Origin of the sequence: Pseudomonas sp. SJZ079 (assembly GCF_007993865.1) — a bacterium.
Lineage (GTDB): Bacteria > Pseudomonadota > Gammaproteobacteria > Pseudomonadales > Pseudomonadaceae > Aquipseudomonas.
The window spans coordinates 222,103-235,702 of the sequence record NZ_VIUH01000001.1; the positions used below are offsets into that span (position 1 = coordinate 222,103).

Annotated in this window: 11 protein-coding genes, 3 tRNA genes and 3 pseudogenes; 3 read left to right on the forward strand and 14 right to left on the reverse strand. The window is 60.7% G+C overall.

Annotated features, from left to right (window positions below; genetic code table 11):
• Window positions 1–120 precede the first annotated feature (120 nt).
• A complete protein-coding gene (locus tag FBY03_RS00970; protein ID WP_025165398.1) occupies window positions 121–588 on the forward strand; it encodes an Lrp/AsnC family transcriptional regulator in 468 nt (155 codons plus the stop codon).
• A gap of 7 nt (window positions 589–595) precedes the next feature.
• Here FBY03_RS00970 and FBY03_RS00975 read toward each other — a convergent pair.
• From FBY03_RS00975 to FBY03_RS00990, 4 genes and pseudogenes are all read right to left on the reverse strand, one after another.
• Window positions 596–1,105: pseudogene (locus tag FBY03_RS00975) on the reverse strand (MBL fold metallo-hydrolase); the annotation flags it as partial.
• A 10-nt stretch (window positions 1,106–1,115) separates the two neighbouring features.
• Window positions 1,116–1,682, reverse strand: coding sequence for a phosphonate metabolism protein/1,5-bisphosphokinase (PRPP-forming) PhnN (phnN, locus tag FBY03_RS00980; RefSeq protein ID WP_147170332.1), 567 nt, complete (start codon window positions 1,680–1,682; stop codon window positions 1,116–1,118).
• Window positions 1,682–2,020, reverse strand: a pseudogene (locus FBY03_RS00985) (alpha-D-ribose 1-methylphosphonate 5-triphosphate diphosphatase); the annotation flags it as partial. The gene phnN and the pseudogene FBY03_RS00985, both read right to left, overlap by 1 nt.
• Window positions 2,021–2,022: 2 nt before the next feature.
• A pseudogene (locus FBY03_RS00990) lies at window positions 2,023–2,258 on the reverse strand (ATP-binding cassette domain-containing protein); the annotation flags it as partial.
• 379 nt (window positions 2,259–2,637) lie between these two features.
• Here FBY03_RS00990 and FBY03_RS00995 point away from each other — a divergent pair.
• Window positions 2,638–2,964, forward strand: coding sequence for an Arc family DNA-binding protein (locus tag FBY03_RS00995; RefSeq protein ID WP_147170333.1), 327 nt, complete (start codon window positions 2,638–2,640; stop codon window positions 2,962–2,964).
• Window positions 2,965–3,050: 86 nt separating this feature from the next.
• Here the strand turns inward: FBY03_RS00995 and FBY03_RS01000 are convergent, their stop codons facing one another.
• From FBY03_RS01000 to mgtE, 4 genes are all read right to left on the reverse strand, one after another.
• Window positions 3,051–4,187 carry a sodium ion-translocating decarboxylase subunit beta gene (locus tag FBY03_RS01000; protein WP_147170334.1) on the reverse strand — a complete coding sequence of 379 codons (1,137 nt, stop codon included), beginning with the start codon at window positions 4,185–4,187 and terminating at the stop codon, window positions 3,051–3,053.
• An 11-nt stretch (window positions 4,188–4,198) separates the two neighbouring features.
• The gene (gene oadA, locus FBY03_RS01005) at window positions 4,199–5,980 is read right to left on the reverse strand and encodes a sodium-extruding oxaloacetate decarboxylase subunit alpha (RefSeq protein WP_147170335.1); all 1,782 of its coding nucleotides are present in this window, start codon (window positions 5,978–5,980) and stop codon (window positions 4,199–4,201) included.
• 25 nt (window positions 5,981–6,005) lie between these two features.
• Complete coding sequence (locus tag FBY03_RS01010) at window positions 6,006–6,260, reverse strand: OadG family protein (protein WP_147170336.1); 255 nt, start codon at window positions 6,258–6,260, stop codon at window positions 6,006–6,008.
• A 209-nt stretch (window positions 6,261–6,469) separates the two neighbouring features.
• Complete coding sequence (gene mgtE / locus FBY03_RS01015; protein WP_147170337.1) at window positions 6,470–7,912, reverse strand: magnesium transporter; 1,443 nt, start codon at window positions 7,910–7,912, stop codon at window positions 6,470–6,472.
• Window positions 7,913–8,235: 323 nt separating this feature from the next.
• On the opposite strand from mgtE, the gene FBY03_RS01020 reads away from it, so the two are divergent.
• The gene (locus tag FBY03_RS01020; RefSeq protein ID WP_147170338.1) at window positions 8,236–8,727 is read left to right on the forward strand and encodes a DUF4124 domain-containing protein; all 492 of its coding nucleotides are present in this window, start codon (window positions 8,236–8,238) and stop codon (window positions 8,725–8,727) included.
• A gap of 41 nt (window positions 8,728–8,768) precedes the next feature.
• On the opposite strand, the gene FBY03_RS01025 is transcribed toward FBY03_RS01020, so the two are convergent.
• The 6 genes from FBY03_RS01025 to alaS form a co-directional block, all read right to left on the reverse strand.
• A tRNA-Arg gene (locus tag FBY03_RS01025) sits at window positions 8,769–8,845 on the reverse strand.
• 42 nt (window positions 8,846–8,887) lie between these two features.
• Window positions 8,888–8,964: transfer RNA gene (locus FBY03_RS01030), tRNA-Arg, on the reverse strand.
• Between the two features lie 108 nt (window positions 8,965–9,072).
• Window positions 9,073–9,163, reverse strand: a tRNA-Ser gene (locus FBY03_RS01035).
• 62 nt (window positions 9,164–9,225) lie between these two features.
• The gene (gene csrA / locus FBY03_RS01040; protein ID WP_025165378.1) at window positions 9,226–9,411 is read right to left on the reverse strand and encodes a carbon storage regulator CsrA; all 186 of its coding nucleotides are present in this window, start codon (window positions 9,409–9,411) and stop codon (window positions 9,226–9,228) included.
• A 184-nt stretch (window positions 9,412–9,595) separates the two neighbouring features.
• On the reverse strand, window positions 9,596–10,831 hold the full coding sequence (locus tag FBY03_RS01045; protein WP_147170339.1) for an aspartate kinase: 1,236 nt from the start codon (window positions 10,829–10,831) through the stop codon (window positions 9,596–9,598).
• A gap of 113 nt (window positions 10,832–10,944) precedes the next feature.
• On the reverse strand, window positions 10,945–13,569 hold the full coding sequence (gene alaS / locus FBY03_RS01050) for an alanine--tRNA ligase (protein ID WP_147170340.1): 2,625 nt from the start codon (window positions 13,567–13,569) through the stop codon (window positions 10,945–10,947).
• Between the last annotated feature and the right edge of the window lie 31 nt (window positions 13,570–13,600).

Consider the following 13,600-nt stretch of genomic DNA (forward strand, 5'->3'; position numbering starts at 1 on the left):
GCACGAAACGACTGGCTAAGAATATGACTGAGCGGTACCGATTTTTTCTTTCTATTTTCGAGTCAGAACGCCAATATTTCGCATGAACCTTCCAACAAAAACTACATATCGGAATAAATCATGCAGAATCCGCTGGGTCCTATCGATCGCAAGATTCTCCGCCTGCTGCAACACAACGGCGACCTCACGGCGGCGGAGGTCGCGGAAAAGGTCGAACTGTCACAATCACCCTGCTGGCGACGGATTCATCGCATGCAGGAAGACGGGCTGATCGAGCGCAAAGTCGCCCTGCTCAACCCCAAGCTGCTCGGGCTGAGCATGACGGTCTTCGTCAATATCAAGCTGTCGGCCCACGGCCGCAGCAACCTGGAAGAATTCGAACAGGCCATAGTCGGCTACCCCGAGGTGCTGGAGTGTTACACCATGGCCGGCGGTTCAGACTACCTGCTCAAGGTGGTGGCCAAGGACATCGCCGGCTACGAGCGCTTCCTGCGCGACCAGTTGCTGCAACGCCCGCATGTGCAGGAGGCGCACTCGAACATCGCCATGAGCGAGGTCAAGCGCACCACCGAGTTGCCGCTGGACTGATTCGCACCTAGATGCCTGCCGGCAGCGCCTCGGGATGCTCCAGCAACCAGGCGTCGAAACTGTGACCTATATGGGTCAACACCGCCTCGCTTGGCTGCAGCCGCTCAATCACCTGCAGCGCGCGGGTCAGGTCGTTGTGGTTGCGCGGCGCCTGCGGCTGCGGCGCGGTTGAGCAATCCAGCACCAGCACGTCCAGGCGTCCGGCCGCGAGCAAATGAGCTTCACTGGCGGCCGGCACGCCGACGGTATCGGTCAGGTAGGCCAGCCGCCTGCCCTCGCTCTCGAACAGGTAGCCGAAGGTTGGCTTGGAGTGAGTCAGTGGCAGTGCGCTGACCCGCACCCCGGCCAACTGGCACTGCTCGAAGGCGGCGAAGGGCTGGGAGAAGTCGAGAATCCCTGGGTGCTTGTACAGATCGGCGAAGCCCTCGGGATCGTCCGGGCCATGCACCGGAATCACCAAATCCTGGCCCCAACGCAGCTGCAGTTGTACACCGGCAGCTGACGCGCATCGCCGGTGCCAAGCAGGCTCAGGCGCATGTGCGGCTGGCACTAATCAGGCGCAGCAGGTTGTCCAGGGTCTGCTGCAACGGCCCGGAGTTATCCAGCAGGTGCAGCTGCGCCGCCTCGGCCGCAGCGCCCGCGCGAAACTGGCCATTGCGTGCCAGGCGTGCCTCGATCTCCGTCGGCGTCTCGCGCGCGCGGGCCAACAGACGCTGGCGCAACACCTCGTCATCGACCGTCAACAGCACCCCGATCAAGTCCGGGTAGCGCCGTCGCGCCTCGTCCAGATAACCGCGCGAACCATTGACCAGCACATCCCGGCCGGCCGCCAGCCAGTCGTCGATCTGCCTGGGGATGCCATAGGCCAGGCCATGGGCGCGCCAGCTCATGGCGAAGGCGCCCGCGCGCTCCTGCTCGGCGAAGGCCTCGGGCGATACGGCCACGGCATCCTCACCCGTCGCCTCGGCGGAACGGGTAATCACCCGCCGGGCGATCTCGCAGCCGCGCTCGCCGAGGCGTTCACGCGCCACATGCAACAGGCTGTCCTTGCCCGACCCCGAGGGGCCTATTAGATAGATCAAGCTGCCGCGCATCAGAACCCCCTCTCGACTTGTCGCCAGACCTGTTGGATCACCGCCTGCCCCTCATGCTGCCGCGCCTGCACCAGGTCGGCGCGCAAGCCCACGCGGATCTCGCCACGATCACCGAGACCGGCCGCCTGCGCGGGGATGCGGCTGACGATGGCGATCGCCGCGGGCAGATCATAACCGTAGTCCTGCCCGGCGAGCAGCAGCGCCGCCTGCAACAAGCTGGCCGGGTAGTAATCGCTGGAGAGAATGTCCAGCACGCTCTCGCGGGCCCGTTCGGCCGCGGCGATATTGCCCGAGTGCGAGCCGCCGCGGACGATATTCGGCGCGCCCATCAACACCTTCCTCCACTCAACCGCCCTTGCGCCTGCATCTGGCGGCCGAGCACCTCAATACGGCCTCCGTCGGTACTATCGCAGCAGGCGAGTCCCGCCAGGTGGCGCAGCAATGTCGACTTACCTGAGCCGGAGGCGCCGATCCGGGCGACCATCTCACCCGGTTGGACGGACAAGGCCAAGTCGTACAGCGCCTGTTTGCGGCCGAACGTTTTGTTCGCCCCTCTACCCGGATCACTGCGTTCATGGCTTGCCCTCGCGTTAACGATACACGGCGACCTCAGGCCGCCTTCTGGTATAGACCAAGGCAGGCGAATCCCGCATCAGCCCCGTTAACGGACCATGACGCTTGAGTGACTATTACTTTACGTTTTTATCGCAAACGCCAGGACCACCGTCTTTATGCTCAATACCGCTCATCCCTGACAATCGGTGCTGGCAGAAAGCCGGTATTTACATCAAAATACGACGTGTATTTGGCGCCAAAAATTTATCTATGTGACTGGTCGGTCATATATGAGCAAATGACGATTCTGGTTGAACGCCTAGTGCTAAAGGTGGTCAAACCGGTGACAATCTCGTAGCTGAATGCCAGCATCGTCTCCCTGAACTAACCGGTTTAATGTATGGGCCCTATGAAACAGGCTATCTATTCCAGCCGCACGGCTGACAAGTTCGTCGTTCGCTTACCCGACGGCATGCGCGAGCGTATCGCCGACGTGGCACGTAACCATCATCGCAGCATGAACTCAGAAATTATCGCCCGCCTCGAGCAGAGCATGCTTCAGGAAGGCGCCCTGAGTGATGACCTGAACCTGCGCCTCGACAGCCCCGAACTGTCCTTGCATGAGCGTGAACTGCTGCAACGCTTCCGCCAACTGTCGCGTCGCCAACAGAACGCCCTGGTGGCCTTGATTGCCCACGACGCCGAACAGGCCGCCGAGAACGCTTAAACTCTGGCCATAAAAAAACCGACCTCAAGGGTCGGTTTTTTTATGGCTGAAGAACGCCGCCAGTGGCGGCATTCCTGCTTGCGGCATCAGCCAACAAAGTTGAGCAACACCCCCGCCGCCACTGCCGAGCCAATCACCCCGGCCACGTTCGGCCCCATGGCATGCATCAGCAGGAAGTTCTGCGGATTGGCCTCAAGACCAACCTTGTTCGACACCCGCGCGGCCATCGGCACCGCCGATACGCCTGCCGAACCTATCAAGGGGTTGATCTTGTTGTCGCTGAAGACATTCATCAGCTTGGCCATCAGCACACCCGCCGCGGTGCCGCCACAGAAGGCCACCATGCCCAACAGCAGAATCCCCAAGGTCTTCATCTGCAGGAAGGACTCCGCCGACAGCTTGGAACCCACGGTCAAACCCAGTGCGATAGTGACGATGTTGATCAAGGCATTACGTGAGGTGTCCGCCAGGCGCTCGACCGCTCCGGCTTCGCGCAACAAGTTGCCAAAGGCGAACATGCCCACCAGCGGCGCGGCATCCGGCAGCAACATACCCACCAACAGGCACAGCACCAGCGGAAAGACGATCTTCTCGACCTGGCTGACATGCCGCAACTGCTGCATGACGATGGCGCGCTCTTCCTTGGTGGTCAGCGCGCGCATGATCGGTGGCTGAATCAACGGCACCAGGGCCATGTAGGAGTAAGCCGCGACCGCAATCGGACCGAGCAGATGCGGTGCCAGCTTGGCGGTGACGAAGATCGAGGTCGGGCCGTCGGCACCACCGATGATGGCGATGGACGCGGCTTCGCGCAGGGTGAACTCCATCCCCGGAATCCCCAGGGCGGCAATCGCCAGTGCGCCGATCAGCGTGGCGAAAATACCGAACTGCGCCGCTGCGCCGAGAAACAAGGTCTTGGGGTTCGCCAGCATCGGGCCGAAATCGGTCATGGCACCGACGCCCATGAAGATCAGCAGCGGAAACACACTGGTCGGCAGGCCGACTTCGTAGAACAGATGCAGCACCCCGGCACCTTCGGCCATGTTGGCCACCGGAATATTGGCCAGAAGGCCACCGAAGCCAATCGGGATCAGCAACAGCGGCTCGAAGCCTTTCTTGATGGCCAGATAGATCAGTCCGAGACAGACCACGATCATCAAGGCCTGACCTGGCTCCAGGTGATACAGACCCGTGCTCTGCCAGAGTTTAAGGAGCTTTTCCATGCTAGAGCCCCTTAACCGATGGTCAGCAGGCTGTCGCCCACCGCCACCGCATCGCCCACTTTGACGTTAACCGCACCCACGGTGCCGGCCTTGAACGCACGGATCTCGGTTTCCATCTTCATCGCTTCGAGGATGATCACCAGCTGGCCTTCCTCGACTGCCGCCCCTGGCTGCACCATGACTTTGAAGATATTGCCGGCCAAAGGCGCGCTCTGCGGCTCGCCACCACCGACTGGTGCGGCGGCTACACTCGGTGCCGCGCTCGCACCAGCGCCATCGACGGGCTTGATTCCACTGATATCGCCCCCCTCGTTGACCTGTACGACATAGGACTTGCCGTTCACCGCCACCGTATAGGTTTCAGGCTGACCCGCCACGCGCTCCGGCAGTTCATCGCCAGTTGGCGCAGGCTCGAAGGCCGCTGGATTGCCGCGATTCTCCAGGAACTTCAGACCAATCTGCGGGAACAACGCATAGGTCAGCACATCGTCGATCTCGTCCTTGGCCAGCGCGATGCCCTTCTCCTGGGCAATGCCTTTGAGCTCGGCACTCAGCTTGTCCATTTCCGCCGTGAGCAGATCGGCTGGACGGCAGGTAATGACCTCGGCGCCATCCAGCACCCGCGCCTGCAGCTCCTGATTGAACGGGGCTGGCGCGGCGCCGTACTCGCCCTTCAACACGCCGGCGGTTTCTTTGGTGATCGACTTGTAGCGCTCGCCCGTGAGGACATTGATGACCGCCTGAGTGCCGACGATCTGCGAGGTCGGCGTCACCAGGGGAATGAAACCGAGGTCTTCACGCACCCGCGGGATTTCCGCCAGCACTTCATCGAACTTGTCGAGGGCGCCCTGCTCTTTCAGCTGGCCCTCCATGTTGGTCAGCATGCCGCCCGGCACCTGAGCCACCAGGATGCGCGAGTCGACGCCACGCAGGTTGCCTTCGAATTTGGCGTACTTCTTCCGCACCTCGCGGAAGTAGGCCGCGATCTCTTCGAGCAGCTCCAGGTTCAGGCCGGTGTCGCGCTCGGAGCCCTGGAAGATCGCCACTACCGATTCGGTCGGCGAATGGCCATAGGTCATCGACAGCGAGGAAATTGCGGTGTCGACGTTGTCGATACCGGCTTCCACCGCCTTGAGAATCGCCGCAGTCGACAGGCCGGCAGTCGCGTGGCACTGCATGTGAATCGGGATCGACAGGCTGGCCTTCAGACGCGTCACCAACTCGAAGGCGGTGTACGGGTTGAGGATACCGGCCATGTCCTTGATCGCCACGGAGTCGGCGCCCATGTCCTCGATCTGCTTGGCCAGGTCGATCCACATCTCCAGCGAGTGTACCGGACTGGTGGTGTAGGAAATCGTGCCCTGAGCGTGCTTGCCTTGCTTTTTCACCGCTTTCAGCGCGGTGTCCAGATTACGCGGATCGTTCATCGCGTCGAACACGCGGAACACGTCGACGCCGTTGACGGCCGCACGCTCGACGAACTTCTCCACCACGTCATCGGCATAGTGCCGGTAACCCAGCAGGTTCTGCCCGCGCAGGAGCATCTGCTGACGGGTATTGGGCATGGCTTTCTTCAGCGCACGAATGCGCTCCCAAGGGTCTTCGCCGAGATAACGAATGCACGCATCGAAGGTCGCCCCGCCCCAGGACTCGACCGACCAGAAACCGACCTGATCGAGCTTGGGCGCGATCGGCAACATGTCTTCCAGGCGCACCCGGGTGGCCAGTATGGATTGGTGGGCATCGCGCAACACCACATCGGTGATACCAAGCGCTTTCTTCACAACAGTCATACGCAAACTCCCTGGCAAACCTGGATCAACCGCGACGGGCGCGGTGCTGATAAATGGCGGACTGAATGGCGGCAAGTACGTCGGGCTCAGGCTCAGGCCCGGCCACCTTGACCGGTAACGGCGCGGCCAAGGCACGCACCGGCGCGGCGGGCGCGAAACGCTCAAGCAACCGCGCCATCAAACGAATCGCCAGAATCAGCAGAACCAGGAAGATAAATACTGAGCCCATGCCGAACAGCATGAGCTCGACACCCTCGAGCAGGAGTTGACTGGGGGTCACGATGACTCCTTATTACCGCGACGCAGAGGTCGCATCTTCTTTTAGTTAGCGGAGACGCCCGGATCTAGCCCAGGCAGAGCGGGCGAACCTTAGCTTGAAACAAGCGTTTGAAGCAAATCACTGACGATACTTTGCGACATTTTAAGACGAAAAAGCGTCGCGACTCTGAGCTGAACTGCGCTGGAAACCATGCATCACGCAGGCCACCATCAAAGCAGGAACACCGAAGCCATTCCCAGAAAGATAAAGAAACCACCACTGTCGGTCACGGCCGTAATCATCACGCTGGCGCCCAGTGCCGGGTCACGCCCCATTCGTACCAGGGTCATCGGGATCAACACCCCCATCAATGCCGCCAGCAGCAAATTAAGGGTCATCGCCGCAATCATCACCACGCCCAGCGACCAGCTGCCGTACAGCAGATAAGCCACCACGCCGATCACCCCGCCCCAGACCAGGCCATTGACCAAGGAAACCCCCAGCTCCTTGCGTATCAGACGCGAGGTGTTACCGGTGCTGACCTGATCCAGCGCCATGGCGCGGACAATCATGGTGATGGTCTGGTTGCCTGAGTTGCCCCCGATGCCTGCGACAATAGGCATCAGGGCCGCGAGGGCCACCAGCTTTTCGATCGAGTCCTCGAATAGCCCGATCACCCGCGAGGCCAGGAAAGCGGTGATCAAGTTGATCGCCAACCAAGCCCAACGGTTACGCAGCGACTTCCACACCGAGGCGAAGATATCCTCCTCCTCGCGCAGACCGGCCATATTCAGCACTTCGCTTTCGCTTTCCTCGCGAATCAGGTCGACCATTTCATCGATGGTCAAACGGCCGATCAGCTTGCCGTTCTTGTCCACCACCGGCGCGGAAATAAGGTCATAGCGCTCGAATGCCTGAGCCGCATCATAGGCGTCCTCATCCGGATGAAAGCTCACCGGATCGGTGGCCATCACCTCACTGACCAGCTTGTCCGGGTCATTAACCAGCAGACGCTTGACCGGCAGCACCCCCTTGAGCACACCGTCGTAATCGACCACGAACAGCTTATCGGTATGCCCCGACAACTCCTTCAGTCGACGCAAGTAGCGCAGCACCACCTCCAGGCTGACGTCTTCACGGATGGTCACCATCTCGAAGTCCATCAGCGCACCGACCTGCTCGTCCTCGTAGGACAGCGCCGAGCGAACCCGCTCGCGCTGCTGGGCATCGAGGGTTTCCATCAGCTCATGGACGACATCGCGCGGTAATTCGGACGCCAGGTCCGCCAGCTCGTCGGCGTCCATCTCCTTGGCCGCCGCGAGGATCTCGTGATCCTCCATGTCGTCGAGCAGTGATTCGCGCACCGCATCGGACACTTCCAGCAGAATATCGCCATCGCGCTCGACCTTGACCAACTGCCAAACGGTCAGGCGATCATCCAGCGGTAACGCTTCGAGAATGTGGGCAACGTCGGCGGAGTGCAGATCATCGAGCTTGCGTTGCAGCTCGACGAGATTCTGCCTGTGCACCAGGTTTTCCACCCGGTCGGCATGCTGGCCTTCCTGGCGATGCGCCAGGTCTTCGACCAACTTGTGCCGATGCAGCAGTTCGACCACCTGAGCCAGGCGATCCTGCAGGCTTTCTTGCGGCTTTTTGGCTTCTACTTCAGTCATGGCGCGCTCCACCCCCAGCGGCGGAGAACGCCAAGGAGGGTCAATCAGTCAATACGCGATTGCACAATCGAGGTTCAGAGTAACTACTGGGTAAGTCCATGGTGGTGTTCCACAAGCCCCGGCGGGGCTGACGCGATCGATGATAACACCGCACTGCCGCTTTGCACCTGACAAAGCTCGGCAAGAACAAGCGCTTGCATCACACACTTGAGTACTTTTTGCAGGTCCGCAATTGCGACGCCAGCGACACCGCGCAAGACACCGCTGGCAGTTAAAAACCTATCGGCTAAGCTTGCCGGGCGATCGTCAAGGAGGACGTTTCCATGCTCGGACTGCACCGCGCAGCGCTCTGCGCCATTCTGCTGGCCCCATCCCCACTACTGGCCTCAACCGTGTTTCGCTGCGAAGACAACAGTGGCCACATCACCTTCACCCTGCGCGGCTGCCCCAGCGAACAGGACCAGCAACTGCAAGAGGCCCATAGCCCAACCCCCGGCAGCGGCAAACCCGTGCCACTGGCGAAAAGCAGGAAACCTTCTCGCGCCGCGGCCAAGAACAGCAGTCGCGAACTGGTAGTGGTTGGCGAACCGCAGGACGGCTGTGGCAACCGCGTCACCGGCCGCGCCCGCCGCACGGCAATGATCAAACAACAGATACGCAGCGGCATGACCCGCGCGGACGTAGAAAGTATTCTGGGTAAGCCGGATAGAGTCAGTAGCCAGAATGGCCAGACGCGCTACCGCTACCGCGACCAGCAAGGCAATAGTCGCAACGTCAGCTTCGATGAGGCCGGCTGCGTAAAAGGCAAACGCTAGACAAAGAAAAAGGGCCTGCATCGCTGCAGGCCCTTCTTATATGGTGCACTCAGGAGGATTCGAACCTCCGACCGCTCGGTTCGTAGCCGAGTACTCTATCCAGCTGAGCTATGAGTGCAAATGGCGCTTTTAGACCAGATCACCGCTGGCTGAAACTATATGGTGCACTCAGGAGGATTCGAACCTCCGACCGCTCGGTTCGTAGCCGAGTACTCTATCCAGCTGAGCTATGAGTGCATCAAGCGTGCGCATTATAGGGATGTGATCGTTATAATCAAGCGCTTAATCTGATTAGTTACAATAACTTATCGATCAACACTGGCTGCAAACCCTAGAACACAAATATGGCGGAGAAGGGGGGATTCGAACCCCCGACACCCTTTTGAGATGTACTCCCTTAGCAGGGGAGCGCCTTCGGCCACTCGGCCACCTCTCCGCAACACGGGGCGCATGATAACCATGTTTTCCCCGTTTGCAAAGCCAAAATTTCGATAAAAATTAGTGGCTTGGTTCTTCGCCTTTCTCTTTCTGGATGCGCTGGTAAATTTCCTCACGGTGCACGGCAACCTCCTTCGGCGCGTTAACGCCAATGCGCACCTGATTACCTTTCACGCCCAACACGGTGACAGTTACTTCATCACCGACCATCAGGGTCTCTCCGACCCGGCGAGTCAGAATCAGCATTCCTTTCTCCTTACGGATTTCAGTTCAGGACAACAGTCAGTCTGCAAAAAATGGTGCCAGCCCTGCGAATCCACCACAGCGCCTTCACCCAAGTATTGACCAGAGTGGGCAGAAAGAAAGTTCCTGCCACGCCAACCAAAAAAGACGAAAGGCGCGGTTGAAGCCGCGCCTTTCGGATAATGCTTTACTCGCCCTGTCGGGCCGGAGCGTCTAGCTCGAAGGCAGTGTGCAGTGCACGTACCGCCAACTCCAGATATTTCTCCTCGATGACCACCGAGACCTTGATTTCCGAGGTCGAGATCATCTGGATGTTGATGTTTTCCTTAGCCAGGGCCTCGAACATACGACTGGCCACACCGGCATGCGAGCGCATGCCTACCCCGACGATGGACACCTTGGTAATTTTGGTGTCGCCCACCACTTCGCGAGCGCCGAGCTCGCGCGCGGTGTTTTCCAGCACCTGCTGCGCACTCTGGTAATCGTTGCGATGCACCGTGAAGGTGAAATCGGTGGTGTTATCGTGCGCGACGTTCTGCACGATCATGTCCACCTCGATGTTGGCGGCGCTGACCGGACCGAGAATCTTGAAGGCCACACCCGGGATATCCGGCACGCCACGGATAGTCAGCTTGGCTTCATCGCGATTAAAAGCGATGCCTGAAATGATCGGCTGCTCCATGGATTCCTCTTCATCAATGGTAATGAGGGTACCCGGCCCCTCTTGGAAGCTGTGCAGCACGCGCAGCGGGACGTTGTATTTGCCGGCGAATTCCACCGAGCGAATTTGCAAGACCTTGGAACCGAGGCTGGCCATTTCCAGCATCTCTTCGAAGGTGATCTTTTCCAGACGCTGAGCCTGTGGCACTACTCGCGGGTCGGTGGTGTAGACACCGTCGACATCCGTGTAGATCTGACACTCCTCGGCTTTCAAGGCAGCGGCCAAGGCCACACCGGTGGTGTCGGAGCCACCACGCCCAAGCGTGGTGATATTGCCGTGCTCATCGACTCCCTGGAAGCCGGCGACCACCACTACGCGCCCTTCCTTGAGGTCGGCGCGCAGCTTCTGATCATCGATCTGCAGAATACGCGCCTTATTGTGCGCGCTGTCGGTGAGAATACGCACCTGATTACCGGTATAGGACACGGCCGGCACACCGCGCTTGATCAGCGCCATGGTGAGCAGGGCAATGGTCACCTGTTCGCCGGTGGAAATCATCACGTCCAACTCGCGTGGCACCGGCTGATCGCTGACCTGTTTGGCCAACTCGATCAGACGGTTGGTTTCACCGCTCATGGCGGATACCACAACCACAATGTCATCGCCGCCTTCGCGGAATTTCTTGACCTTTTCAGCCACCTGCTCGATACGCTCGACGGTGCCGACGGAGGTGCCGCCAAATTTCTGTACGATCAAAGCCATTTCAAAGCCGCCTCAGCCCGTGAAGGGCGCCCATTAAACATTCAACTCAGTGCACTGCCAAGGCCCGCTGGGCGCAGGCCGGACCTCGGACCCAACGTCGTCAGAAACGCCGCCTACAAAGCTTGCTCGACAAACGCCCCGGCCAAGGCCAGCGCCGCATCCAGAGCCGCGGCATCGGTGCCGCCGCCCTGCGCCATGTCGGGGCGGCCACCGCCCTTGCCGCCGACAGCCGCCGCTGCCTGCTTCATCAGCTCGCCGGCCTTGAGTTTGCCGGTCAGATCCTTGGTCACCCCGGCCACCAGCACGACCTTGTCGTCCTGCACACCGCCGAGCAGGATCACCGCGCTGCCGAGCTTGTTCTTCAACTGATCGACCATCGCCAGCAACGCCTTGCCATCCAGGTCATCCTGACGCGCCGCCAGCACCTTGACGCCCTTGATCTCGACAGCCGAACCGGCCAGATCGCTACCCGCCGCGCTGGCGGCTTTCGCCTTGAGCTGCTCCAGCTCTTTTTCCAGCTGACGATTGCGCTCCAGCACGCCGGAGAGCTTATCCAACACCGTCTCGCGGCTGCCCTTGAGCAAAGCGGCCGCCTCTTTCAGCTGTTCTTCGGCGCCATTCAGGTAGGCCAGCGCCTGAGCGCCGGTCACCGCCTCGATCCGCCGCACGCCAGCCGCGATACCGCCTTCGCTGACGATCTTGAACAGGCCGATGTCGCCCGTACGCGAGACATGGGTGCCGCCACACAACTCCACGGAAAAGTCGCCGCCCATGCTCAACACGCGCACGGTGTCGCCATACTTCTCACCGAACAGGGCGGTCGCACCTTTGGCCTTGGCGGTGTCGATGTCGGTTTCCTCGGTCTCGACCGCGGTGTTTTTGCGCACTTCGCCGTTGACTATGTCTTCCAGCGCCTTGAGCTGCTCAGGCTTGATCGATTCGAAGTGACTGAAGTCGAAGCGCAGGCGCTGGCTATCGACCAGCGAGCCCTTCTGCTGCACATGCTCACCCAGCACGCGACGCAACGCCTCGTGCAACAAGTGAGTGGCCGAGTGATTCAGCGCGGTAGCCTGACGCACAGTGGCGTCTACTTCGGCCTCGACACTCGCACCCACACTCAGGCCGCCCTGAGCGACCACACCGTGGTGCAGAAACGCGCCGCCAGCCTTGGTGGTATCGCGCACCTCGAAGCGCACGGCGGAACCTTGCAGATAACCGCAGTCGCCGACCTGGCCACCGGACTCGGCGTAGAACGGCGTCTGATCGAGCACCACCACGCCCTCCTCGCCCTCGGCCAGCTGCTCGACAGCCTGGCCATCCTTGAACAAGGCAATCACCTGGCCGCTGCCGCTAGTGCCGTCGTAGCCGAGGAAGCGCGTATCGCTGTCGACCTTGACCAGGCTGTTGTAGTCCATGCCGAAGGCGCTGGCGGAGCGTGCGCGCTCGCGCTGAGCATTCATTTCGCGCTCGAAGCCGCTCTCGTCGAGGGTCAGGCCGCGCTCGCGGGCGATGTCGCCGGTCAGGTCATAGGGGAAGCCGAAGGTGTCGTACAGCTTGAACACCGTCTCGCCGGGGATGACCTTGCCCTTGAGGCCGACCAGATCCTGCTCGAGAATCTTCAGGCCCTGTTCCAGGGTCTTGGCGAACTGTTCTTCCTCGATTTTCAGCAAACGCTCGATGTGCGCCTGTTGCTGCTTGAGCTCTGGGAAGGCTTCGCCCATCTCGGCGACCAGCGCCGCGACGATCTTATAGAAGAAGCTATTGCTGGCGCCCAGCTTGTTACCGTGGCGGCAGGCACGACGAATGATGCGCCGCAGCACATAGCCACGCCCCTCGTTGGACGGGGTGACGCCGTCGGCAATCAAGAAGCCGCAGGAGCGGATATGGTCGGCGACCACTTTCAGCGAGGCCTGGCCCTCATTGGCGCAGCCAATGGCTTGGGCCGAGGCGTTCAACAGGCTCTGGAACAGGTCGATCTCATAGTTCGAGTTGACGTGCTGCAGCACCGCGCTGATGCGCTCCAGGCCCATGCCGGTGTCCACGCTCGGCGCCGGCAGCGGGTGCATCACGCCATCGGCGGTGCGGTTGAACTGCATGAACACGTTGTTCCAGATCTCGATGTAGCGGTCGCCGTCTTCCTCGGCCGAGCCGGGCGGACCGCCCCAGATGTGCTCGCCGTGGTCGAAGAAGATCTCCGTGCAGGGTCCGCAGGGGCCGGTGTCGCCCATCGCCCAGAAGTTGTCGGAGGCGTAGGGCGCGCCCTTGTTGTCGCCGATGCGGATCATCCGCTCGGCCGGCACGCCGACTTGCTGGGTCCAGATGTCGTAGGCCTCGTCATCGCTGGCATAGACGGTGACCCAGAGTTTTTCCTGCGGCAGGCCCAGCCACTTGCTCGAGGTGAGGAACTCCCAGGCGTAGTGAATAGCATCGCGCTTGAAATAGTCGCCGAAGCTGAAGTTACCCAGCATCTCGAAGAAGGTGTGGTGGCGCGCGGTATACCCGACGTTTTCCAGGTCGTTGTGCTTGCCGCCGGCGCGCACGCATTTCTGGCTGGTGGTGGCGCGGGTATAGGCGCGCTTTTCCAGACCGAGGAAGCAGTCCTTGAACTGGTTCATCCCCGCGTTGGTGAACAGCAGGGTCGGGTCGTTGCCCGGAATCAGGGAGCTGGAAGCGACACGGCTGTGCCCCTTCTCTTCGAAGAAGCGGAGGAAGGCTTCACGGATTTCTGCGCTTTTCATAGGTTCATCCACGGAAACAGGCGGCCACGGC

What these genes read in the sequence shown, in the direction of transcription:
- FBY03_RS01000 (WP_147170334.1), bottom strand. Translation starts at nt 4,187, where the DNA reads ATGGAAAAGCTCCTTAAACTCTGGCAGAGCACGGGTCTGTATCACCTG.
- csrA (WP_025165378.1), bottom strand. Translation starts at nt 9,411, where the DNA reads ATGCTGATTCTGACTCGCCGGGTCGGAGAGACCCTGATGGTCGGTGAT.
- FBY03_RS00995 (WP_147170333.1), top strand. Translation starts at nt 2,638, where the DNA reads ATGGGCCCTATGAAACAGGCTATCTATTCCAGCCGCACGGCTGACAAG.
- alaS (WP_147170340.1), bottom strand. Translation starts at nt 13,569, where the DNA reads ATGAAAAGCGCAGAAATCCGTGAAGCCTTCCTCCGCTTCTTCGAAGAG.
- FBY03_RS00970 (WP_025165398.1), top strand. Translation starts at nt 121, where the DNA reads ATGCAGAATCCGCTGGGTCCTATCGATCGCAAGATTCTCCGCCTGCTG.
- FBY03_RS01020 (WP_147170338.1), top strand. Translation starts at nt 8,236, where the DNA reads ATGCTCGGACTGCACCGCGCAGCGCTCTGCGCCATTCTGCTGGCCCCA.
- oadA (WP_147170335.1), bottom strand. Translation starts at nt 5,980, where the DNA reads ATGACTGTTGTGAAGAAAGCGCTTGGTATCACCGATGTGGTGTTGCGC.
- FBY03_RS01045 (WP_147170339.1), bottom strand. Translation starts at nt 10,831, where the DNA reads ATGGCTTTGATCGTACAGAAATTTGGCGGCACCTCCGTCGGCACCGTC.
- mgtE (WP_147170337.1), bottom strand. Translation starts at nt 7,912, where the DNA reads ATGACTGAAGTAGAAGCCAAAAAGCCGCAAGAAAGCCTGCAGGATCGC.
- phnN (WP_147170332.1), bottom strand. Translation starts at nt 1,682, where the DNA reads ATGCGCGGCAGCTTGATCTATCTAATAGGCCCCTCGGGGTCGGGCAAG.